Source organism: Rhizobium sp. NZLR10, assembly GCF_019685125.1.
Classification (GTDB): domain Bacteria; phylum Pseudomonadota; class Alphaproteobacteria; order Rhizobiales; family Rhizobiaceae; genus Rhizobium.
Genome location: NZ_JABDWE010000003.1, coordinates 12,279 through 35,790 on the forward strand (window position 1 = coordinate 12,279; position 23,512 = coordinate 35,790).

At 61.8% G+C, this 23,512-nt stretch carries 16 protein-coding genes; 9 read left to right on the forward strand and 7 right to left on the reverse strand.

All coding sequences use genetic code 11. The features are described 5' to 3' along the window. The first annotated feature begins 91 nt into the window (after nucleotides 1–91). On the forward strand, nucleotides 92–1,429 hold the full coding sequence (locus tag HJB82_RS05710) for a dicarboxylate/amino acid:cation symporter (protein ID WP_207581240.1): 1,338 nt from the start codon (nucleotides 92–94) through the stop codon (nucleotides 1,427–1,429). Nucleotides 1,430–1,491: 62 nt separating this feature from the next. Here the strand turns inward: HJB82_RS05710 and HJB82_RS05715 are convergent, their stop codons facing one another. Together HJB82_RS05715 and greA are read right to left on the reverse strand one after the other, a co-directional pair. Further along, nucleotides 1,492–2,550 (reverse strand): glycosyltransferase family 4 protein, encoded by a 1,059-nt coding sequence (locus HJB82_RS05715; protein ID WP_221139689.1) that lies wholly within the window; start codon nucleotides 2,548–2,550, stop codon nucleotides 1,492–1,494. A gap of 27 nt (nucleotides 2,551–2,577) precedes the next feature. Continuing rightward, nucleotides 2,578–3,054 carry a transcription elongation factor GreA gene (gene greA / locus HJB82_RS05720; protein ID WP_164013475.1) on the reverse strand — a complete coding sequence of 159 codons (477 nt, stop codon included), beginning with the start codon at nucleotides 3,052–3,054 and terminating at the stop codon, nucleotides 2,578–2,580. Nucleotides 3,055–3,308: 254 nt separating this feature from the next. Here greA and HJB82_RS05725 point away from each other — a divergent pair, with 254 nt between their 5' ends. Together HJB82_RS05725 and HJB82_RS05730 are read left to right on the forward strand one after the other, a co-directional pair. Beyond that, nucleotides 3,309–4,541 (forward strand): putative DNA modification/repair radical SAM protein, encoded by a 1,233-nt coding sequence (locus HJB82_RS05725; RefSeq protein ID WP_221139774.1) that lies wholly within the window; start codon nucleotides 3,309–3,311, stop codon nucleotides 4,539–4,541. Next, entirely contained in the window at nucleotides 4,541–5,995 is a 1,455-nt protein-coding gene (locus tag HJB82_RS05730) for a UdgX family uracil-DNA binding protein (protein ID WP_207581238.1), read from the forward strand. Before HJB82_RS05725 ends, HJB82_RS05730 begins: the two co-directional genes overlap by 1 nt. A gap of 217 nt (nucleotides 5,996–6,212) precedes the next feature. Here the strand turns inward: HJB82_RS05730 and carB are convergent, their stop codons facing one another. Further along, on the reverse strand, nucleotides 6,213–9,701 hold the full coding sequence (carB, locus tag HJB82_RS05735) for a carbamoyl-phosphate synthase large subunit (protein ID WP_207581237.1): 3,489 nt from the start codon (nucleotides 9,699–9,701) through the stop codon (nucleotides 6,213–6,215). Between the two features lie 528 nt (nucleotides 9,702–10,229). On the opposite strand from carB, the gene HJB82_RS05740 reads away from it, so the two are divergent. Beyond that, nucleotides 10,230–11,150, forward strand: a complete 921-nt coding sequence (locus HJB82_RS05740; RefSeq protein WP_207581236.1) for a neutral zinc metallopeptidase — start codon at nucleotides 10,230–10,232, stop codon at nucleotides 11,148–11,150. Nucleotides 11,151–11,202: 52 nt separating this feature from the next. Here HJB82_RS05740 and HJB82_RS05745 read toward each other — a convergent pair whose 3' ends face one another. Then, nucleotides 11,203–12,198, reverse strand: a complete 996-nt coding sequence (locus HJB82_RS05745) for an aldo/keto reductase (RefSeq protein ID WP_207581235.1) — start codon at nucleotides 12,196–12,198, stop codon at nucleotides 11,203–11,205. Between the two features lie 333 nt (nucleotides 12,199–12,531). On the opposite strand from HJB82_RS05745, the gene HJB82_RS05750 reads away from it, so the two are divergent. Continuing rightward, nucleotides 12,532–13,776, forward strand: a complete 1,245-nt coding sequence (locus HJB82_RS05750) for a TCR/Tet family MFS transporter (RefSeq protein ID WP_221139690.1) — start codon at nucleotides 12,532–12,534, stop codon at nucleotides 13,774–13,776. A gap of 142 nt (nucleotides 13,777–13,918) precedes the next feature. Further along, nucleotides 13,919–15,322, forward strand: coding sequence for an MATE family efflux transporter (locus HJB82_RS05755; RefSeq protein WP_221115839.1), 1,404 nt, complete (start codon nucleotides 13,919–13,921; stop codon nucleotides 15,320–15,322). Between the two features lie 14 nt (nucleotides 15,323–15,336). Here the strand turns inward: HJB82_RS05755 and HJB82_RS05760 are convergent, their stop codons facing one another. Both HJB82_RS05760 and carA read right to left on the reverse strand, forming a co-directional pair. Beyond that, nucleotides 15,337–15,657, reverse strand: a complete 321-nt coding sequence (locus tag HJB82_RS05760; protein ID WP_207581232.1) for an antibiotic biosynthesis monooxygenase — start codon at nucleotides 15,655–15,657, stop codon at nucleotides 15,337–15,339. A 288-nt stretch (nucleotides 15,658–15,945) separates the two neighbouring features. Then, nucleotides 15,946–17,151 (reverse strand): glutamine-hydrolyzing carbamoyl-phosphate synthase small subunit, encoded by a 1,206-nt coding sequence (carA, locus tag HJB82_RS05765; protein WP_207584346.1) that lies wholly within the window; start codon nucleotides 17,149–17,151, stop codon nucleotides 15,946–15,948. 272 nt (nucleotides 17,152–17,423) lie between these two features. On the opposite strand from carA, the gene HJB82_RS05770 reads away from it, so the two are divergent. Next, nucleotides 17,424–17,876 (forward strand): GatB/YqeY domain-containing protein, encoded by a 453-nt coding sequence (locus tag HJB82_RS05770; protein WP_207581231.1) that lies wholly within the window; start codon nucleotides 17,424–17,426, stop codon nucleotides 17,874–17,876. Between the two features lie 125 nt (nucleotides 17,877–18,001). Here HJB82_RS05770 and HJB82_RS05775 read toward each other — a convergent pair whose 3' ends face one another. After that, a complete protein-coding gene (locus tag HJB82_RS05775; RefSeq protein ID WP_207581230.1) occupies nucleotides 18,002–18,889 on the reverse strand; it encodes a hypothetical protein in 888 nt (295 codons plus the stop codon). A 669-nt stretch (nucleotides 18,890–19,558) separates the two neighbouring features. On the opposite strand from HJB82_RS05775, the gene dnaG reads away from it, so the two are divergent. Both dnaG and recQ read left to right on the forward strand, forming a co-directional pair. Continuing rightward, complete coding sequence (dnaG, locus tag HJB82_RS05780) at nucleotides 19,559–21,565, forward strand: DNA primase (protein WP_221139691.1); 2,007 nt, start codon at nucleotides 19,559–19,561, stop codon at nucleotides 21,563–21,565. Beyond that, nucleotides 21,565–23,433, forward strand: coding sequence for a DNA helicase RecQ (gene recQ / locus HJB82_RS05785; protein ID WP_221139692.1), 1,869 nt, complete (start codon nucleotides 21,565–21,567; stop codon nucleotides 23,431–23,433). Before dnaG ends, recQ begins: the two co-directional genes overlap by 1 nt. Nucleotides 23,434–23,512 lie beyond the last annotated feature (79 nt).

Sequence of the window (23,512 nt, forward strand, 5' to 3'; positions counted from 1 at the left end):
CGAAGAAAATGGCAACAACGGCTGAGCTGTTGGATTGAAGCGAAGGCTCGGGAGGCCGGAGTTCGTTCCGGACGAGCCATAGGAGGATATCATGATCGCAGCACCATTCGATGCAGTCGCAGACAGCAAGGGCAAAAAGAAGCCCTTTTACACCCATCTTTACGTTCAGGTTCTTGCGGCCATCGCCGCCGGTATCGTTCTCGGCCATTTCTACCCCGAACTCGGCGCCCAGCTGAAACCGCTTGGTGATGCCTTCATCAAGCTCGTCAAGATGATCATCGCGCCGGTCATCTTCCTGACGGTAGCGACCGGCATTGCCGGCATGAGCGACCTTAAGAAGGTCGGCCGCGTTGCCGGCAAGGCGATGTTGTACTTCCTAACCTTCTCGACGTTGGCGCTGGTCATCGGCATGATCGTCGCCAATGTCGTCCAGCCCGGCGCCGGCATGAACATCGATCCGGCTTCGCTGGATCCCGCCGCCGTCGCCACCTTTGCCTCGAAGGCGCACGAGCAGAGCATCGTCGGCTTTCTGACCAACATCATTCCGACGACGATCGTCGGCGCTTTTGCCGATGGCGACATTCTGCAGGTGCTGTTCTTCTCGGTGCTGTTCGGCATCGCGCTGGCTATGGTCGGCGAAAAGGGCGAGCAGGTCGTCAATTTCCTCAATGCCCTGACGGCTCCGGTCTTCAAGCTCGTCGCCATCCTCATGAAGGCCGCCCCGATCGGCGCTTTCGGCGCCATGGCCTTCACCATCGGCAAGTATGGCATCGGATCGATCGCCAACCTCGCCATGCTGATCGGCACCTTCTACCTCACCTCGCTGCTCTTCGTCCTCGTCGTTCTCGGCGCCGTCGCCCGCTATAACGGCTTCTCGATCTTGGCGCTGCTGCGCTATATCAAGGAAGAGCTGCTGCTGGTTCTCGGCACCTCGTCTTCGGAGGCCGCACTTCCGGGGCTGATGAACAAGATGGAAAAGGCCGGCTGTAAGCGCTCGGTCGTCGGTCTCGTGATCCCGACCGGCTATTCCTTCAATCTCGATGGCACCAACATCTATATGACGCTGGCGGCCCTGTTCATTGCCCAGGCAACCGGCATCAATCTCTCCTGGGGTGACCAGATCCTGCTGTTGCTGGTCGCGATGCTGAGCTCGAAGGGTGCGGCTGGTATCACCGGCGCCGGCTTCATCACGCTTGCCGCCACACTTTCCGTCGTGCCCTCCGTGCCGGTCGCCGGCATGGCGCTCATCCTCGGCATCGACCGCTTCATGTCGGAATGCCGGGCGCTGACCAACCTCGTCGGCAATGCCGTGGCGACGATCGTCGTGGCGCGTTGGGAAAACGAGTTGGATACCGCGCAGCTTGCCAGAGCGTTGGGCGGCCAGACCGGTGAGGATATTTCGGCCGCAGGTCTCCAGCCCGCCGAATAACCAGTCACTTCATCGCATCTACGGAGCGGCCCGTTATTCGACGGGCCGTTTCTCTTTCTGCATCAGCGGTTATTGTCGCCAAGAAGCCGGTCGTAAACGGCGCCGATCGCACTCGCTTCCTTCTCCAGCGCGAAGTGCGCCCTGACATGACGCAGTGCATTCTCGCCATGCGCGATCGCCAGACCGGGATCTGCGATATAGGGGGCGATGGCCCGACTCAGCGCCTTGCCATCGCCGGCGGCGATCACCGCCCCTGTCTCGCCCGTGACGACGAGTTCGGAATAGGCGCCCGCGTCCGATGCCACGACGGCAGTGCGCGAGGCCATGGCTTCGAGTGGCGTCAGGCCGAAGCCCTCGTTTCTGGAGGGGGCGACGTAAAGCGTCAGGCGGCGATACCAGACCTTGATATCAGGCACTTCGCCGAGGAAGAGGATACGGTCGCTAAGCCCGGCGGCGGCGACATCGGCCTTGAGCCTGTCTGCGAATGCCATGTGCTCCGCCGTTACCCGGCCGGAGACGACCGCCGTCCACTCGGGATGCTGCGGCAAAAGTTCGATCATCGCCTGCACGAAAAGATCGGTGCCCTTCTGATGGCGCACGCGGCCGAAGCAGCCGACGAGATGGCGGCCGGGCAGACCGGCAGCGGCGATGCCGTCGTCTGTCGTTTCCGGCGGATGGAACAGGGCAAGGTCGACGCCGTGCTGGATGACCGTGTGCGGCACCTCGAGGAACGAGCCGGAACGGTCGCTGGTCGCGATAACAGCGTCCATGCGGCGGATCAGCCATTTCGTATAGGCGGTATGGCGGCGTTGGGCGGCCGAGGTGAAAAGCAGCTTCAGCTGCATGCGCAGGAGATGGCGAAGCATTATGCCGACGGCCATCTCGTTGTTGCGGCGGGCGTGCCAGACGCGCTGGCGCCGGCGCGCCGGCTGGCGCCAGAGGCCGAGGAGCTGTGACCATCTCAGTTTCGGCAGGCCCTCCGGCAGGCCGGGACCGAGAGTTGCGATCCTGATGCCGAGCCGGATCTGGCAGGGGATGAGCTGGACGATGGTCGAGGTGACGCCGGAGAGCCGGCGCTTGAAATTGGGCGCGATGATCTCGACGTCACGAATGTCCGGCACGGGAGGGGTCTCGTATCTGGCGGCCAATCAGCCCCAGGAAACCTGGAGGATTTCGTAGGCCTTGGCGCCGCCGGGCGCATTGACCTCGATGGAATCGCCGACCTCCTTGCCGATCAGCGCACGGGCGATCGGGGAGGAGATGGAGATGCGGCCGGCCTTGACGTCGGCTTCCTGGTCACCGACGATCTGGTAGGTCTTTTCTTCCTCGGTGTCCTCGTCGACGAGCTTCACCTTGGCGCCGAACTTGATCTTGTCGCCCGACATCTTCGTCAGGTCGATGACCTCGGCGCGCGCCGTCAGGTCTTCCAGTTCGCTGATGCGGCCTTCATTGTGGCTCTGGGCTTCCTTGGCGGCGTGATATTCGGCGTTTTCGGAAAGGTCGCCATGGGCACGGGCTTCGGCGATCGCCTCGATGATTCGAGGGCGCTCCTCCTGCTGACGCCAGCGCAGTTCTTCCTGCAGCTTGACGAAGCCACCCGGTGTCATTGGTACCTTTTCAACCATTTTTCTGTCCTTCACTCCTTGTATCCACGCAGTTAGGCGCAAACACAAAAGAAAACAGGTCCCGAAGGGGAGCTTCGGAACCGTGCCACAATCCTAGTTAAGTGCTTATAGCAGATCGCCAAGGCCGATTTCCAGAAAATTCGGATAAACGAAATGCGAGCCGCCGCGACAGCGGGTCGTCCGTCGCAAAAACCGGCAAAAGATCGGACCACCGCGGTTGACTTTGTTCCAAGGAACATATAGTGAACATTCTAATGAAGAAGTCGCTAACAGAACGCTTGGCCATCCTTTCCGACGCAGCGAAATATGATGCTTCCTGCGCGTCCAGCGGCACGGTGAAACGCGATTCGGCGGCAAGCGGCGGGCTCGGCTCGACCGAGGGGTCCGGCATCTGCCATGCCTATGCCCCGGATGGGCGATGCATTTCGCTTCTCAAAATATTGCTGACCAATTTCTGCGTCTACGACTGCGCCTATTGCGTCAATCGTTCGTCGAGCAATGTCGAACGGGCGCGCTTCACGCCCGAGGAGGTCATCTGGCTGACGCTGGAATTCTACCGCCGCAACTATATCGAAGGCTTGTTTCTTTCCTCGGGCATTATTCGTTCGTCCGACTACACGATGGAAGAGATGGTCCGCATCGTCCGCGAACTGCGTGTGACGCATAATTTTAGCGGCTATATCCATTTGAAATCAATCCCCGAAGCATCGCCGCGTCTTATCGAGGAGGCGGGACTCTATGCCGACCGGCTGTCGCTCAATATCGAGTTGCCGACGGATAACGGCATCAGCCGCTTTGCGCCGGAAAAGAAACCCGCCAATATCCGCCGATCAATGGGCGATCTCAGGCTGAAGATCGAAGCCGCCGGCGAACCGACGCTGCAGACAAAGAAGCGTCAGCGTTTCGTGCCGGCCGGCCAGAGCACGCAGATGATCGTTGGCGCCGACGGAGCGAACGATGCGACGATCCTGGCGACCAGCGGCAGGCTTTACAGCAGCTACGGCCTGAAGCGTGTCTATTATTCCGCCTTCAGCCCGATCCCGGATTCGTCCAAAAACCTGCCGCTGATCAAACCGCCGCTGATGCGCGAACACCGGCTCTATCAGGCCGACTGGCTCTATCGATTCTATGGTTTCGGCATCGATGAGGTCACCGCCAACCAGGCAGGCGGCATGCTCGATCTGAACCTCGACCCCAAACTTGCCTGGGCGCTCGCCAACCGCGCCGATTTTCCTGTTGATATCAACAGGGCCGAGCGCGAGCGGTTGCTGCGTGTGCCGGGTCTGGGGACCAAGACCGTCAAAGCGATCGTTTCGGCACGCCGGTTTCGTCGCCTGCGGCTCGACGATCTCTCGCGGCTCGGCGTGTCGATCAAGAAGGTCCGATCTTTCATCTCGGCGGAAGGCTGGTCGCCGCGCCGGCTGATCGACCGGCCGGACCTTCGCGCCATGTTCGAGCCGAAACCCGAACAATTGTCGTTGCTGTGATGCGCCGGGTCGTGCTTGCAGGACGGGGCGAGCTTGCCGAATGGCGCGATGCCGCGCGCGCTTTTGCCGCCGCCGGCATATTGCCTGATGAAATCGATTGGCGCGAAAAAGCCGCGGAGCCGGATCTTGCATTTCAACGCGACGCCATGCCGCCGACGCCTGCGATAACACGCAAGCCGATGACGGTGCCGCCAGCCTTCATCGAGCTGGCGGAAACGGTTCTCTGCAATTCCGATCCGGCACGGTTCTCGTTGCTTTACCGACTGCTCTGGCGACTGCAACTGGACCGGCAATTGCTGGAAGTGGCCTCCGACGAGGACGTCGTGCGGGCCCGGCTGATGGCGAAAAACGTTCGGCGTGACGCGCACAAGATGACCGCTTTCGTCCGCTTCAAGGAGGTTGGTGCCGCAACGGCAGATCGTCGAAAATTCCTCGCCTGGTTTGAGCCGGACCACCATATCGTCCGGCGCACGGCGCCCTTCTTCCAGCGCCGTTTCACTGACATGGATTGGCTGATCGTCACGCCTAAGGGGTCGGCCGCCTGGGACGGCGAGCGGCTGACGATGAGCGACGCGCCATGCGAGAAGCCCAATCTCACCGATGCCACCGATGAACTCTGGCGCACCTACTATGCCAGCATCTTCAACCCGGCGCGATTGAAGCTGAAGGCGATGCAAGCGGAAATGCCAAAAAAATATTGGAAGAACCTGCCGGAGGCCGACCTCATCCCCGGGCTGATCGCATCGGCGGAGAGCAAGGTGCGGGCCATGGCCGCGCGCGAGGCGACGCAATCGCTGCCCTTTCACGACCGCCTGCAGGACGCGGCGCGCAATATCCCTGCCGAACCCGAGGCGCCGGCCGGCACGCTGGAAGCGTTGCGCGCGGAAGCTGACGTCTGCACCCGCTGCCCGCTTCATGCCAAGGCGACGCAGACCGTCTTCGGGGAGGGACCGCGCGATGCAGAGGTGATGTTCGTCGGCGAGCAGCCGGGCGACCAGGAGGATATAGCAGGACGCCCCTTCGTCGGTCCGGCCGGCCGGCTCCTCGACCAGGTGATCGCCGAGGCGGGCATCGACCGCTCGACGCTTTACGTTACCAATGCCGTCAAGCATTTCAAATATGAGCCGCGCGGCAAACGCCGTATCCACCAGAAGCCTAATATGGGCGAGGTAAAGCACTGCCGCTGGTGGCTCAATCTGGAGATGGGGCTGGTCGAGCCGAAGCTCATCGTTGCCATGGGGGCAACGGCGCTCGCGGCGCTGACCGATGTCAAACAGCGCCTGCAAGATGTCAGGGGGAAAGCAATGGCGATCGATGGAGGACGCACGCTCTTCGTGACGGTGCATCCATCCTATCTGCTGCGTATCCCCGACGAGCGGCTGAAGGCGGAGGAGCTCGCGCGATTTCGCGAGGACATGATGAAAATTCAGCGGCTTATGACAGCCGCCGAATAAATTGATTCCGCTTGAGCTGCCGCCACCGCTCATCGAGCGATGGCGCTGTCTCTTTGTTCTTAGGCAATTCCGGACGCAAAACCGCGGCACTCTTTTGCTGGAATTGCTCTAAAGCGCGACGCATCAAATTTGATTCATGCGACGCGCTTTAGCCCTTTGTTTTATGCATGTCGTTGTCCCGGAACCGCTGCACACTTCCGGGCGACATGCATTAATCTCAGGCGAAGTAGCTCTGCAGCGGCCGCACTTCGAGATTGCCGGCCTTCAGCGCCTTGATCGCCTGGGCGGCGGCCTCAGCACCTGCCATCGTCGTGTAATAAGGCACCTTCTGCATCAGCGTCGCGCGGCGCAGCGACTTGGAGTCGGAGATCGCCTTGTTGCCGTCGGTGGTGTTGATGACGAGCTGGACCTGACGGTTGCGGATAGCGTCCTCGATGTGCGGGCGGCCTTCCAGCACCTTGTTGATCTTGGTGGCGGTGATGCCGTTTTCGCCGAGGAAGCGGGCCGTGCCGCCGGTCGCCAGCACCTTGAAGCCCTGTTCGACGAGGATGCGGATCGCCGGGAGTACGCGCAGCTTGTCCGCGTCGCGCACGGAGACGAAGACCGTCCCGTCACGCGGCAGCTCGACGCTGGCGCCGAGCTGCGACTTGGCAAAGGCGAGAGCGAAATCGGTGTCGAGGCCGATGACTTCGCCGGTCGAGCGCATTTCCGGGCCGAGTAGCGTGTCGACACCGGGGAAACGGGCGAAGGGGAAGACGGCTTCCTTGACGGCGATGTGCTTCAGCTTGCGTGGATCGGGCTTTTCGCCATAGGCGGCAAAGGCTGCATCGAGTTTCTCGCCAGCCATGACGCGGGCGGCGATCTTGGCGATCGGCGCGCCGATGGTCTTGGCGACGAAGGGCACGGTGCGCGAGGCGCGCGGATTGACTTCGAGAACGTAGACGGTGCCGTCCTTGATGGCGAACTGGACGTTCATCAGGCCGCCGACGTTGAGCGCCTTGGCCATCGCCTTCGCCTGGCGTTCCAACTCGTCTAGCATTTCGGGGGAGAGCGTGCGCGGTGGCAGCGAGCAGGCGCTGTCGCCGGAATGAATGCCGGCTTCCTCGATATGCTCCATGATGCCGGCGACATAGACGTCGGTGCCGTCGGACAGGCAGTCGACATCGACTTCGATGGCATGAGAGAGATAGCTGTCGAAGAGCAGCGGGTTCTTGCCGAGCAGGGTGTTGATCTGGCCCGTCTTGTCGTTGGGATAGCGCTGCTTGATGTCCTCCGGCACCAGTTCGGGAACCGTGTCGAGCAGGTAGCTCTGCAGCTGGCCTTCCGAATGCAGGATCTGCATGGCGCGGCCGCCGAGCACGTAGGAGGGGCGCACGACCAGCGGGAAGCCGATTTCGGTAGCGACCATGCGGGCCTGCTCGACCGAATAGGCGATACCGTTGTTCGGCTGGTTGAGATCGAGCTTCATCAGCAGCTTCTGGAAGCGGTCGCGGTCCTCGGCGAGGTCGATCATATCAGGCGCAGTGCCGAGGATCGGGATGCCGTTCTTCTCAAGCGCTTCGGCAAGCTTCAGCGGTGTCTGGCCGCCGAACTGGACGATGACGCCGACGACTTCGCCCTTTTCCTGCTCGGCGCGCAGGATCTCGATCACGTCCTCGGCCGTCAGCGGCTCGAAATAGAGGCGGTCCGAGGTGTCGTAGTCGGTCGAGACGGTTTCAGGGTTGCAGTTGATCATGATCGCTTCATAACCCGCATCCTTCAGCGCGAAGGCGGCATGGCAGCAGCAATAGTCGAACTCGATGCCCTGGCCGATGCGGTTCGGGCCGCCGCCGAGGATGACGACCTTCTTGCGGTCGGACACGTCCGCCTCGGAGCGGGCGGCGCCGACGAAGGGCGTCTCATAGGTCGAATACATGTAGGCAGTCGGCGAGGCGAATTCGGCCGCACAGGTATCGATGCGCTTGAACACAGGGCGGACGTTCAGGCTGTTGCGAAATTCGGCGACCTGCTTGGGGCGCTTGCCGGTCAGCGTCGCCAGACGGGCGTCGGAAAAGCCCATCGCCTTCAGCATGCGGAGGTTATCGGCATCTTCGGGCAGGCCATGCTCGCGGATACGGGCTTCCGTGTCGATGATGTTCTTAAGCTCGGCGATGAACCAGGGATCGATCTTGCAGCCTTCATGCACCTCTTCGATGCTGAGACCCATGCGCAATGCCTGGGCGACCATGCGCAGGCGATCCGGTGTCGGCGTGCCGATGGCGGCGCGGATGGCGTTGTGGCTGGATTCGCCTTCCTCGGAGTCGGGGATCTCGATTTCGTCGAGGCCGGTCAGGCCGGTTTCGAGGCCGCGCAGCGCCTTCTGCAGAGATTCGGCGAAGGTGCGGCCGATCGCCATGACTTCGCCGACCGACTTCATCGCGGTCGTCAGCACCGGCGAGGCGCCGGGGAATTTCTCGAAGGCGAAACGCGGGATCTTGGTGACGACGTAGTCGATCGACGGTTCGAACGAGGCGGGCGTTGCGCCGCCGGTGATATCGTTGTCCAATTCGTCGAGCGTATAACCGATGGCGAGCTTGGCGGCGATCTTGGCGATCGGGAAGCCGGTGGCCTTGGATGCCAGCGCCGACGAACGCGAGACGCGCGGGTTCATCTCGATGACGACGAGGCGGCCGTCTTTCGGATTGACGGCGAACTGGACGTTCGAGCCGCCGGTCTCAACGCCGATCTCGCGCAGCACCGCGATCGAGGCGTTGCGCATGATCTGGTATTCCTTGTCGGTCAGCGTCAGCGCCGGCGCGACGGTGATCGAATCGCCGGTATGGACGCCCATCGGGTCGATGTTTTCGATGGAGCAGATGATGATGCAGTTGTCCGCCTTGTCGCGGACGACCTCCATTTCATATTCCTTCCATCCGAGCACCGATTCCTCGACCAGCACTTCGGTGGTCGGCGAGGCGTCGAGGCCACCGCCGACGATCTCGAAGAATTCCGACCGGTTATAGGCGATGCCGCCGCCGGTGCCGCCCATGGTGAAGGAGGGGCGGATGATGGCGGGCAGGCCGACATGGTCGATCGCCTGGGCGGCGATCGCCATGGCGTGGCTGATGTATCGCTGCTTACGATCGCTCTCGCCGAGGTTCCACTGGTTTTCCAGCTCGTCCAGTGCCTTGTCGAGGTCGGATCCGGAGAGGCTGTCGCGCAGCTTGTTGCGCTCGGCCTCGTGCGTCTTGCGGTCGAGGTCCTTGATGTCGGTGGCGTTCGCCAGCATCGAGCGCGGCGTTTCCAGCCCGATCCGGGCCATCGCTTCGCGAAACAGCGCGCGGTCCTCGGCCATGTCGATGGCGGCGGGCTTGGCGCCGATCATTTCGACATTGTAACGGTCGAGCACGCCCATGCGCTTCAATGAAAGCGCGGTGTTCAGCGCCGTCTGGCCGCCCATGGTCGGCAGCAGCGCATCCGGGCGCTCCTTGGCGATAATCTTGGCGACGACCTCTGGGGTGATCGGCTCGACATAGGTGGCGTCGGCAAGGCCCGGATCGGTCATGATCGTCGCCGGGTTGGAATTGACGAGGATGACGCGGTAGCCCTCCTCCTTCAGCGCCTTGCAGGCCTGGGTGCCGGAATAGTCGAACTCGCAAGCCTGGCCAATAACGATCGGTCCCGCGCCGATGATGAGGATCGATTTGATGTCTTGGCGCTTCGGCATGGGCGATATCCATTGTCTGGCTGCGCAAAAAGCCGGCCAGGGTGGGAGATCACCGGGTCGGGTCGCGCATTGAGGGTCTTTTCAGGCTAGAAGCGGCTTATAGGCAAATGTACTTGCAAACGGAACCCCATAAATCGCGGAATCGACAGGAATCCAACGCCGCGCGGCAGGCTGTTTCCCCTCAGGCAGGACGAGCACCCAGATTTCGCCATGACGCGCCGGACGGGCGAGGTCGACCGCGGCTTCGTGAAGCCCGATCCGCTTGGATGCAGCGGCACGACCCTGATCCGGCCAGAAGCAGAGAGATCGGCGCCCGCGTCGTCGCGGCGGCTTGCTTCAGAGCGTTTCGGTTCTCGCCCGCGGCTGGTCACTACCTCGGTGCAATGCCCTTGGGTGGAAGCGCTGCAGCGGTCCACGATCTTGCCCCAGGCATGGTCTGATTGCCCGATGAAGCCGCTGGAATTCCGGCCGTCGACGGATATATAGATTCCTTAAGGTGCAAGCACGGCATTGCCGGGGAGAACGAAGATGGAATGGAGAGGCCGGCGTCAGTCCGACAATATCGAAGATCGCCGCGGCGACCCGAGCAGCGGCGGTTTTGGCCGCGGCGGTGGCTTCAATTTTCCCTCCGGCGGCGGCGTTCGCCGTGCCGGCGGTGGCCTGAGCATCGGCACGATCATCTTCCTCGTCGTCATCTATTTTATCTTCAAGGCAATGGGCATCGATCTGATGCAGGTGCTTGATAACGGCGGCACGACGAGCGGCCCCGGCTACGAGCAGAGCCAGTCTGGAGGAGCACGCACGCCTGCCAATGATGAGATGACCGCCTTCATGCGTACCGTGCTTGCCGAAACCGAGGATACCTGGACGGGCATCTTCCAGGCGCAAGGCCAGACGTACGAGGAGCCGCGTCTCGTGCTGTTTTCGGGCTCGACGGCATCGGCCTGCGGCTCAGCATCGGCTGCAACCGGGCCGTTCTACTGCCCCGGTGACCATAAGCTCTATCTCGACACGGATTTCTTCCAGGAGCTCTCCGACCGGTTCGGCGCGTCGGGCGATTTCGCCGAGGCCTATGTCGTCGCTCACGAGGTCGGCCATCACGTGCAGAACCTGCTCGGCATCCTGCCGAAGTTCAACCAGGCCCGCCAGCGCATGAGCGAGGAGGAGGCCAACAAGATGTCGGTGCGCGTCGAGCTGCAGGCCGATTGCTTCGCCGGCATCTGGGGCAAATATACCCAGCAGAAAGGCCTGCTGGAGTCAGGCGATCTGGAGGAAGCGCTGAACGCCGCTCAGCAGATCGGCGACGATACCCTGCAGAAACGGTCGCAGGGTTATGTCGTGCCTGAGAGTTTCAACCACGGCACATCACAACAGCGCGTCAGATGGTTCAAGCGCGGCTTCGACAGCGGCCAGCTGTCGGCTTGCGACACGTTCTCAGGGCCGGTTTGAGGGTGAGGGAATAACGCTGTGTTGGAAGAGTGGTGATTGCCCTTCCACCCGCTCACCTCTCACTGTCCATATGCTGCAGCATATGCTCGGGATAGCGCCTACCGGCAGCCGCATCCTTCGGCACGGCGCGTTCGATGGCGACGAAATCTTCTTTCGATAGGTCGACCGCGCGCGAGCCGAGAGCCTCGGTCAGCCGGTCGCGGCGGCGGGCGCCGATGAGCGGGACGATATCCTTGCCCTTGGCGGCGACCCAGGCGATGGCGATCTGGGCGACCGAGACGCTTTTTACCTCCGCAATCTCACGCAGCTTTTCCACCAAAGCGAGGTTCTGCTCGATATTGCCTTCCTGGAAGCGTGGGCTGTAGGCACGGAAATCGCCGGCCGTCGCACCCTGGCCCTTTTGCCAGTGGCCGCTGATCAGGCCGCGCGAGAGTACGCCATAGGCGGTGATCGAGATGCCGAGTTCGCGTGTCGTCGGCAGGATCTTCTCTTCAATGCCGCGCGAGATCAGCGAATATTCGATCTGCAGGTCGACGATCGGGGCAACGGTGGCGGCGCAGCGGATGGTGTCGGCGCCGACTTCCGACAGGCCGATGTGCCTGACATAACCCGCTTTAACCATATCGGCGATGGCGCCGACCGTGTCCTCGATCGGCACGTTCGGATCGAGCCGGGCCGGGCGGTAGATGTCGATATAGTCGACGCCGAGGCGCTGCAGTGTATAAGTGAGGAAGTTCTTCACCGCGACCGGCCGGGCGTCGACGCCGTTCCAGCCGCCTGCAGGATCGCGCAAGGCCCCGAACTTGACACTGATGACGGCATCCTCGCGCCTGCGGCCCTTCAGTGCTTCGCCGATCAGCATCTCGTTATGGCCCATGCCGTAGAAATCGCCGGTGTCGAGCAGGTTGATGCCGGCATCGAGCGCGGCATGGATCGTCGCGATGCTTTCTGCTCTGTCGGAGGGGCCGTACATGCCCGACATGCCCATGCAGCCGAGGCCGATGGCCGAGACTTCGGGTCCGGTCTTTCCCAGACGATAGGTCTGCATTGTCTTCTCCTCATCAGCGCCGAGCAGTGCTGTCGGGTGCTGTTTTACAGCCTTCGCTCCTGCGCGATAATCCGGATGGCGTCGAACGGGCCGTGCGGCGGAATGCACAATGAACGATCTTTTTTAGAATGATCTGGATGCCGTTATCGCGATTGCAAGGGAGGCAATGATCACGTTGCCGCGCTCTGCGGTTGAGGCAAATTATAAATTGCCCGTTCAGCACTATCAAAAACTTTGAAATGTTCACGGATTGTTTCGGTTTATGTTCTGAGCTATGTCACTTTCTCGGCGACGAGATCGTCTTTTCAGGACCAACCGCCGTAGAGATGCCTCATGCTTGATCCTAAATTCGTTCGCCGCGGCCTTTTTCTGGTCTTCATCATCCTTTTCCTCGACATTATCGGCATTGCCATCATCATGCCGGTGCTGCCCGCCTATCTGGAGCAACTGACCGGCGGCGGCGTCAGCGATGCGGCGATCGACGGGGGCTGGCTGATGCTCGTCTATGCCGGCATGCAATTCCTGTTCGCGCCACTGCTCGGAAATCTCTCCGACCGGTTCGGCCGCCGGCCGATCCTGTTGCTTTCGGTGCTGACTTTTGCGATCGACAATTTCATCTGCGGCATCGCCACCAGCTTCTGGATGCTGTTCGTCGGCCGCGTGCTTGCCGGCATCAGCGGCGGCAGTTTTGCCACCTGCTCGGCCTATATCGCCGACATCAGCACGGAGGAGAACCGGGCAAAGAATTTCGGATTGATCGGCATCGCCTTCGGCGTCGGTTTCACGATCGGCCCGGTCATCGGCGGTGTGCTCGGCGAATTCGGCCCGCGTGTGCCGTTCCTCGGCGCGGCTGCGCTGTCTCTCCTCAATTTCATCGCCGCCTGCTTCCTGTTGCCGGAAACCCTGGAGGCGAAAAACCGCCGCCGGTTCGAGTGGAAACGTGCCAATCCGCTCGGCGCGTTGCGACAGATGCGCCACTATCCCGGCATCGGCTGGGTCAGCCTCGTGATGTTCTTGTTCTTCCTGGCGCATGCCGTCTATCCCTCGGTCTGGTCGTTCGTCTCGACCTATCGCTACGGCTGGAGCGAGGGACAGATCGGCCTGTCGCTCGGTATTTACGGCATCGGCGCGGCGCTCATCATGGGGCTGGTTCTGCCGCGTATCGTGCCGGTTCTCGGCGAGTGGAAGACGGCTCTGCTCGGCCTCTGTTTCTCGGCCGTCGGACTCACCGGCTATGCTTTTGCCTGGGAAGGCTGGGTGGTCTATGTCGTCATCGTCGCGACCGTCATGGAGAACGTCGCCGATCCGCCGCTGCGCAGTATCGCCGCCGGCAAGGTGCCGCCCTCGGCGCAGGGGGAACTGCAGGGTGCGCTAACCAGCCTCAGCAGCATCACCACCATCCTCGGGCCGCTGATCTTCACGCAATTGTTCAGCTATTTCACCCGGCCGGAGGCGCCCGTCACCTTTGCCGGCGCACCCTATCTGACCGCCGCCCTGTTCATCCTGCTGGCTTCAGGCGTGTTTCTCGTACGGGTCCGGGTCCGTGAGCCGGACGAGGCGCTGGAAGCGGCGGGTTGATCGATCAGAAATGATGATGCGATGATGAATTTTTCATCATCTGCCTGCTTTGGGGTAGTTCTTTGCGGGACTTTGATCTAAGCCCGAAGGATATTTCGCCGCAAGTTGCGGTGACACATATTTCAATCACAGGACTGGTGTCATGGACACGCCGATCGACGCGCGCAGGCTTGCGCCGGCAACCGATAATCGTTGGGGCGCACATTTCCGTGCAACGCTGGCGCTCGGCATTCCGCTGATCGGCGCGCAGCTTGCCCAACTCGGCATCAACACCACCGACGTGATGATCGTCGGTCGTCTCGGCGCCGAACATCTGGCGGCGATGGTGCTTTCGGCGCAATTCCTGTTCACGATCCTGATCTTCGGCTCGGGCTTTGCCATCGCCGTCATTCCGATGGTGGCGCAGGCCTATGGCCGCGGCGACGTCGTCTCTGTGCGCCGGGCGTTGCGCATGGGTCTGTGGGTAGTGATCGCATACTGGGTCATCATGCAGCCGGCCTTCTTCAATTCGGAGCGGATCCTTCTCTTCGCACAGCAAAAGCCCGAAGTGGCCAAGCTCGCTCATGGCTACATCATGATCGGCCAGTTCGGCCTGCTGCCGGCGCTGCTCTTCAACGTCATGCGCGCGCTGGTCAGCGCCATCGGCAAGGCGGGCATCATCCTCAACGTCACCGTCGTCACGCTGGTGATGAACGCGATCTTCGCCTATGCCCTCGTGCTTGGCCATTTCGGCTTTCCGGCGATGGGGCTCGAGGGAGCGGCGATCGTTTCGGTCGTCGTCCAGACAGCTGGTTTCCTCTTCATCCTGGCTTTTGTGCAGCGGCGGGAAGAGACGCGGCGCTACGAGATCTTCGTGCGGTTCTGGAAGCCCGACTGGCATGCTTTGCTGGAGGTCATCCGGCTTGGTCTGCCGATCAGCGTGACCATCCTTGCCGAGGTCAGCCTGTTCACCGTGGCGTCGCTGTTGATGGGGTATATCGGCACCATCGAGCTCGCCGCCCACGGCATCGCCCTGCAATGGGCCTCGATCGCCTTCATGATCCCGCTCGGCCTCAGCCAAGCGGCGACGGTGCGCGTCGGCGTCGCCCACGGGCAGGGTGACTACCGGGGGGTGGTACGCGCTTCGATCATGGTGCTCATCCTTGCCTGCGCCATTTCAGCGGTGGGCTCGGTGCTGTTTGCCACTATGCCGCAATTCCTCGGCAGCTGGTTCCTCGACGTTCACTCGCCGGAGGCGCCCCAGGTGCTTGCCTATGCCGGACCGTTGATTGTCGTCGCCGGGCTTTTCCAGTTGGTCGATGGCCTGCAGGTGATCGCCAACGGATTGCTGCGCGGCCTCAAGGACGCACGTGTGCCGATGATCATGGCGTTGATTGCCTATTGGCCGATTGGCTTCTTCCTTGCCTGGGCCTTTGCCTTCCCGCTCGGCTTCGGCGGCATCGGTATCTGGTTCGGGTTCCTCGTCGGGCTGGCGGCGGCGGCCGTCATGCTCTGCTGGCGGTTCTACCTTCTCCTTCGCCGGGAGGGAGCGACGGCCGGCGCCTGAGCCGGCCGCGTAGCTCACGCCGCGACAGGCTTGTAGCTGGCGATATCGGCGCGGATGCCGAGGCGCGCGAACAGTTCCTGCGGATCGAAATTCGCCGCCTCGTACGCGGCGGCGACGGCTGCCCGCGCACGCTCGACGACCTCGGCGCTTTCCCATTGGGCGATGGTCACGAAGTTGAACTCGCCGGGACCAGCGACCTGTTCCAGCACTCTGTGGTCGATGAAACCCTCCTGGGCCTCCAGCAGCTTGTGGGTCATCATCACTTTGACGAGAAATTCCTCACGCGCCGCGGCCGGCACGACGAATTTGTCGACACGAAAGTAGGCTCCGCTCATCTATTTTCTCCTGCATTAGATGTCTGCGGGGAGTTTGTAATTCCTCAAGTTAAGTCGAGGTCAACATGCAGGGCAAAGAAAAAGGCTCGCGGTGCGAACCCTTAGACTGCTGACAAGCGCGCCAACACAACTTTCGTCATGCTCGGGCTTGTCCCGAGCATCTGCCTCCAGTCGATATGGCAGCAGATCCTCGGCACAAGGCCGAGGATGACGAAGAGTGAGGTTTGTCAATATGTTAAAGGCTCGCCTATAGGCGAGCCTTCATCTGAAATGGGGGCGGCATTGAAATCAGCGTTCGGCGAGGGCCGGCTCGCCCTTCTTCTCGCGCACCATGTTGATGAAGCGGCGGAAGAGATAGTGGCTGTCCTGGGGCCCGGGAGAGGCTTCCGGATGGTGCTGGACGGAGAAGACCTGTTTGCCGAGGACGCGCAGGCCGCAATTGGTGCCGTCGAAAAGCGAAATATGAGTCTCTTCAACGCCATCGGGCAGTGATTTCGAGTCGACCGCGAAGCCATGGTTCATCGAGACGATCTCGACCTTGCCGGTGGTATGATCCTTGACGGGATGATTGGCGCCGTGATGACCCTGATGCATCTTCTCGGTCTTGGCGCCGAGGGCAAGACCCAGCATCTGATGGCCGAGGCAGATGCCGAAGACCGGGATATCGGTCTTAACTAGCGTCTTGATCACAGGCACGGCATATTCGCCGGTTGCCGCCGGATCGCCCGGGCCGTTCGACAGGAAGATGCCGTCCGGCTGCATGGCGAGCACGTCTTCGGCGCTCGTTGCGGCCGGCACGACGGTCACCTTGCAGTCGAGACCGGCAAACAGGCGCAGGATGTTGCGCTTGACGCCGTAGTCGAGGCAGACAACGTGGTATTTCGCGTCCGTTGCACTGAGCTGGCCGTAACCTTCGTTCCAGACCCACGGCGTTTCCGTCCATTGCGAGGACTGGCCCGACGAGGCGATCTTGGCAAGGTCGAGGCCTTCGAGGCCGCTCCAGGCCTTGGCTTCGGCCTTCAACGCCTCGATGTCGAAGACGCCGTTCGGATCGTGGGCGATCACCGCGTTCGGGGCGCCGTTCTCGCGGATCCAGGCGGTCAGTGCGCGCGTGTCGATGCCGCAGAGGCCGACGACGCCGCGCGCCTTCAGCCATTGGTCGAGATGCTTGGCGGCGCGATAGTTCGAAGGGTCGGTGATGTCGGCCTTGAAGATGACGCCGACGGCGCCGTGGCGGGCGGCAGGCGTCAGGTCCTCGATGTCTTCATCGTTGGTGCCGATATTGCCGATATGCGGAAAGGTGAAGGTGACGATCTGGCCGAGATAGGAGGGGTCGGTCAGGATCTCCTCATAACCGGTCAGCGCCGTATTGAAGACCACTTCGGCCGGCACCTTGCCGGTGGCGCCGATGCCCTTGCCTTCGATGACCGTGCCGTCGGCAAGAACGAGCAGGGCGGTCGGCTTTTCGATTGTCCAGGGTGCTGTCGCGGTCATCTTCATCCCGTTTCCGGCGGCCGGTGCGCGCGTTGCGGCGCTCGTCGCCATTTGATCTCGCAGGCGTGTGGACACGGCTATGCCGCGCGCTTCAGGCCTGATCACGAATTTTGGTGCAGGTGGCGGTAGATAGCCATGCATTCGTCTGCGGTCAATCTTTCTAGCCGAGATTGCCGCCGTTTTCCTGCGGTTTATCGCGTCGACCGCGCAATTTATTTGATCCGCCGCATCAGCGTGGTTTATGAAGCGGCATCAAAACAGGAGTAAAGACCATGCTGCGCGATCAACTCGCCACCCAGCTGAAAGAGGCGATGAAGGCCAAGAATGCGGAGCGGCTTTCCACCGTCCGGCTGATTCAGGCCGCGGTCAAGGACCGCGATATCGCCAATCGCGGCACCGGCAAGGAGCAGGCGAGCGACGACGAGATTCTGCAGATTCTCGCCAAGATGGTAAAGCAGCGCGACGAGTCGGCAAAGATCTACGAGGAGAATTCCCGGCCGGAGCTTGCCGCCAAGGAGCGCGCCGAAATCATCGTCATCCAGGATTTCATGCCGAAGCAACTTTCGGACGGTGAGGTGCGCGCCAATGTCTCGGCAATTATCGCCGAGACGGGCGCCGCGGGTGCCAAGGACATGGGCAAGGTGATGGCGGCGCTGAAGGAGCGTTATGCCGGCCAGATGGATTTCGCCAAGGCGTCGGCGACCGTCAAGGAATTGTTGAGCTGATCCGTCTTTGGAGCGGTCCTGCATTCATGGAAGCTGAACCGCTCCAATTTTGTTTTACGCAATTCCCGGCAAAAGCACTTCGCGCTTTGCCTGGGAAAACCGCTTCACACTTTTCCTGGAATTGCTCAGCTGACACGTCTTGCTTGCGGTTCGTCGCGGACCGCAGGCCCCAGCACCGCTTCGGCTGCGGCATCGATGATGGCGAATTTCGCCGCCTGATAGTTCCAATATTCGAGGATGAAGCGGCGCGACAGCCAGAAGTCGCCCTTGCGGGAGGGTGCTGTCCACCCGACACTCTCCATCGCCGCTGCCTGTGTCAGAAGCCGCTTCAGGTGGGTGTTGGAGATCATGAACTGTTCGCGGATTTCCCTGAGAGACAGAGGGCCGAGCACGACACGTTCGGCCGTCCGAGGAAATTCCGGAAGGCGCGAGATCAGGTAGTCCATCACCAGCCCGCCGGTATTTGCCCAGTTGAAGAGGTTGAAGGTGGGGCCTGGATTGCGCACCGCCTCGCTGCCAATGATCGCCCTGGCGATCCGCGGCTGGATCGCTGCCATCAACGCCGAGGGATCGGCGGTGACCTTGCCGGCGCGTTCACCGCCATCGAGGTTGTCGAGGATCATCAGATGGGCAACGAGCCATCGGGTGAAATGCTGCTCAGCGGTTTCCGTGGGCTCCAGATAGCGCGTGCGCTTGTCGGGGCCGGGAACCGGCCGCAGGAAACGATAGGCCAACATTTCCTGCATGAAGGCCGCGGCTGTATTGCGGCTGGCGATGTCGTTCCTGACCGCGAAATCGATGAAGCGGCCGGAATAGAGGCCGCTCTTGCCGTCGTCGGGATAACCGTAATGAAGCGCGAAGCCGGCATGGGCCATCAGCCAGCGCTGCTGCGCGGCGAAAATCGAGGCGATGCGCGGGCTCTCGCGATAGATCGAGAGCATCTGATCGGCGCAATGCAGGATCGCAGCGAGAAAGCGATCGTCGGCTGCGAGGTTTTCCGCGGTAAAAGCCATTTGGAGGGGTCCAGGAGTTCGGCGCATACATCTTTCATGCAAGCGCTGCCTGTCAACGGTTTTGTCAATAAGCGGTTAATTTCAAAGGAGAGTTGTCGCAAAGGGAGCCAAAATTTAAGAAGGCAGGAGCTGGGGGCGCTCCTGCCTTCTTGCTCTTTGCTTCCGCCGGCAAACGCAGGGCCGAGGCCCAAGCCGGAGGGTATTTGCAAAGGCACCCTTGCGAAGCGGCGCCGGGGGTAGGGATGGTGCTTCGCTCGGGGATCGCTTTGTTGAGATCGAACCTATTGCGGTGCGGCGGCTTGTTCAAATTACAAAAAAATAATAATTGCCGAAAACATCGATTTTGGAGGCGCCGCAGCAAAGGCTCGGCAGGCGCCGGCGGAATAGAGTTGCACAATCGATGCGCGAGATAAGTGTCTGTTTTAGAACGTTTTAATTCAATTCTGCTAAGGGTCGACGCTCTAGCCGAGACATTTGCAACGGTGGAATTTCGGTGCTTGAAAGACAATAATGTCGCACCCTGTCGCAGGGGGCGATAACGCGTTGTTGATGGGATAAACAGCGCTGATGGCCATGGGTGCACTTGCCTGTGAATAGCGGGTTTTGATGACAAGTTTCGTGGCATGGAGCGGCAAAGCAGCTTATATGGAGGTTGGCCAAGAGGTATAAATGCGCTTTTCCAACACCTTTCTCGATGATATCCGCGACCGCGTTCCGATTTCGAACGTGATCGCGCGCCGCGTGAGCTGGGACAAGCGCAAGACCAACGTGTCGCGCGGCGATTACTGGGCTTGCTGCCCGTTCCACGGCGAGAAGTCGCCGAGCTTCCACTGCGAGGACCGGAAGGGCCGCTATCACTGCTTCGGCTGCGGCGTCACCGGCGACCATTTTCGCTTCCTTACCGAGCTGGAAGGCCTGAGCTTTCCCGAGGCGGTGCAGCAGATCGCCGATATGGCCGGCGTTCCGATGCCGCTTGCCGATCCTGTGATGGAAAAGCGCGAGAAGGAGCGCGGCTCGCTGATCGACGTCATGGAAATGGCGACACAATTTTTCCAGGATCAATTGCAGACGGCGAATGGGGCGAGAGCGCGCGCCTATCTGCGCGACCGCGGGCTGACCGGGCGCACCATCGAAACCTTCCGGCTCGGCTATGCGCCCGATAGCCGCAATGCGCTGAAGGAATTTCTCGCCGGCAAGGGCGTACTCAAAGAACAGATCGAGGCCTGCGGCCTGGTCGTTCATGAAAACGTGCCGGTGTCCTACGATCGCTTTCGCGACCGCATCATGTTTCCGATCCTCTCGTCGCGGGAAAAGGTGATCGCTTTCGGCGGCCGTGCCATGTCGGCCGATGCGCCGGCGAAATATCTGAACTCCAACGAGACGGAACTCTTCCACAAGGGCAATGTCCTTTACAATTTCGCCCGCGCGCGCCGCGCGATCCAGGGTCCGGGCCGCAGCGATGCTCAGGACGACAATGCGACCGGCACCATCATCGCCGTCGAAGGCTATATGGACGTGATCGCGCTCTATCAGGCGGGCATCGAGAATGCCGTCGCGCCGCTCGGCACGGCGCTCACCGAAAACCAGCTCGAGTTGCTCTGGAAGATGGTGCCGCAACCGGTGCTCTGCTTCGACGGTGACGGCGCCGGCATTCGCGCCGCCAATCGCGCCGCCGAATTGGCGCTGCCGCATCTGAAGCCTGGCCGTTCCGTCCGCTTCGCACTTCTGCCTGATGGCAAGGACCCGGACGATCTCGTGCGCGACGATGGGCGCACACCCTTCGACAAGGTGATGAGCCAGGCAAAGCCGCTTTCGGAGATGCTGTGGAGCCGGGAGATCAACACCGGCAAGTTCGACACGCCCGAGGCGCGCGCCGAACTCGAGGCGCGGCTGAAGCAGCTGGTTGCCGTCATCGCCGACGAGAATGTGCGCCGCCATTACCAGCAAGATATTCGCGACCGGCTGAACACCTTCTTCCAGCCGCAGTTCCAGAACCGCAACAATGGCGAACGCCGCGGCTTCAACGGCAACGGCAATTCCCGGACGGGCCGCGACAATGCGGGCAAGGCAGGGCCGAAAAGCCCCAGCGTCATTTCCGACCGGCTCGCCCGCTCGGGCCCGGTGCGTGGCCACCGGGACAATACGGCGTTGCGCGAAAGCGTGCTGGCGCTGACCATCGTCAATCATCCGGCCCTGATGATCGACGATTATGACGAGATCGCCGCGATCGACTACGACAGCCGCGAGCTGCAGCGGCTCTGGTCGGCCATGCTTGGGGCAGCGGCTGCCGTTGCCGGCCCGCATCTGACGCGTGAATATCTGACCGAGCGGCTGGAATTCGAAGGCTTCGGACCTCTCATCAAGAGCCTCGACCAGCAGGTGCGCAATGCCAGGCTCTGGACGGCGACCGAGGAGGCGGCGATGGAGGATGCGCGTGAAGGTTATCGCCAGGCGCTCGCCTTCCACAAGCGGGCGAAGGCTTTGCGCCGACAGAAGATGGAGCTCGAACGCGAGATTGCGCTGGCGACCGAAGCCGGCGACGGCGAGGCGATCGTTCAGCTGATACGAGCCCAGCAGGAAGTGCATTTCGAAGGGGTGCGGCTTGAGAACCAGGAGGCGATCATTGACGGCTTCGGCGTGCTTTCCGGCCGCGTTAAAGGGGCGGCGAACCACTGATGCCGCTGACCGAAAGGAACGAACCGGGCTTTTCCGCCTCCGATGCGCTGTTTTCCGCTGGTCGCGCGCCGCTCGAAATCCTCAAGCAGGTCTACGGCTATTCCTCCTTCCGCGGCAAGCAGCAGCAGGTGGTCGAGCATGTGGTCGCCGGCGGCGATGCCGTTGTGCTCTTCCCCACAGGGGCGGGCAAATCGCTGTGCTTTCAGATTCCTGCGCTCTGCCGCGACGGTGTCGGCATCGTCGTTTCGCCGCTGATTGCGCTGATGCGCGATCAGGTGGAGGCGATGAAGCAGCTCGGCATCCGGGCGGCCGCGCTCAACTCGTCGCTGTCGCGCGAGGAGTTTATCGCGGTCCGCCGCGCGCTTTCGGCAGGTCAGCTCAACCTTCTCTACGTGACGCCTGAGCGCATCCTCACCGACGGCTTCCGCGAACTGATCGCCAACGAAAAGATCGCGCTGTTCGCGATTGACGAGGCGCACTGCGTTTCGCAATGGGGCCATGATTTCCGGCCGGAATATCGCGCGCTCGGCCGGCTCGGCGAACAATATCCCGGCGTGCCCAGGGTGGCGCTGACGGCGACGGCCGATCCGCATACGCGCGACGACATTATCGAGCGGTTGGGGCTTGATGCTGCTCAGATATTCACCACCAGCTTCGACCGGCCGAACATCGCCTATGAGATCGTCGAACGTGACCAGCCGCGGCAACAGCTCTTGCGGTTTCTGTCCGGCCACAAGGGAAACAGCGGCATCGTCTATTGCCTGTCGCGCGCCAAGGTCGAGGATACGGCCGAGTGGCTGAACGGGCAGGGTGTGCGCGCGCTTGCCTACCATGCCGGCATGGACAGGGCGGTTCGCGACGCCAATCAGGATGCCTTCCTGAAAGAAGAAAACCTCTGCCTGGTCGCCACCGTCGCCTTCGGCATGGGTATCGATAAGCCGAATGTGCGTTATGTCGCTCATCTCGACCTGCCGGGCTCGGTGGAAGCCTACTACCAGGAGACCGGGCGTGCAGGCCGTGACGGCCTGCCGTCCGAGGTGTGGATGGCCTATGGCATGGCCGACGTCATCCAGCGCGGCCGGATGATCGACGAGGGCAGTGCTGGCGCGGAGATCAAGCGGGTCGAGCGCGCCAAGCTCAATGCATTGCTGGCGATCTGCGAGACCGCTTCCTGCCGCCGGCAGGCGATCCTTGCGCATTTCGGCGAGGCGCATGCCGGACAATGCGGCAATTGCGATACATGCCTGAAGCCGGTCGAAACCTGGGAGGGGACGGAAGCAGCGATCAAGGCGTTGGCTGCGATCTACCGCACCGGCGAGCGCTTCGGCGCCGGCCATGTCGTCGACGTGCTCGTCGGCAACGTCAACGAGAAGACCGAGCGCTTCGGCCACTCAGAGATGCCGGTCTTCGGCGCCGGCAAGGATATTCCGGCGCGCGTCTGGCAATCGGTCTTCCGTCAGATGCTCGCCATGGGGCTGGTTCGCGTCGATCACGAGGCTTACGGAGCGCTGAAGCTGGAGCCGGAGGCGCGCACCGTCTTCAAACATGAGCGGCCGGTGTTCTTCCGCAAGGACCGGCCGGCCTCCGAGCGGCGGACGAAGAAGGCGGAACGCAGCGAACGCAAATCGGGACTGTCGGGCGCCGACGGCACGCTGTTCGAGGCGCTGCGGGCTGAGCGCATGGCGATCGCAAAATCGCTCGGCGTGCCGCCCTATGTCGTCTTTCCCGATACGACGCTGATCGCCTTTGCCACCGAGAAGCCGCAGAACCGCAAGGAATTGCTCGCCATATCCGGCGTCGGGCAGGCGAAGCTCGAGCGTTACGGCGACGCGTTTCTGGAGATCATTCTCTCGCACGACAGTGCTTGAACCGGAGGCTGAGCCGGCGGCCAATTGTTGAGATCGGCACAGGAGGCATGGTAGATGCTGCCTCGCAGGAGGAGCGCTG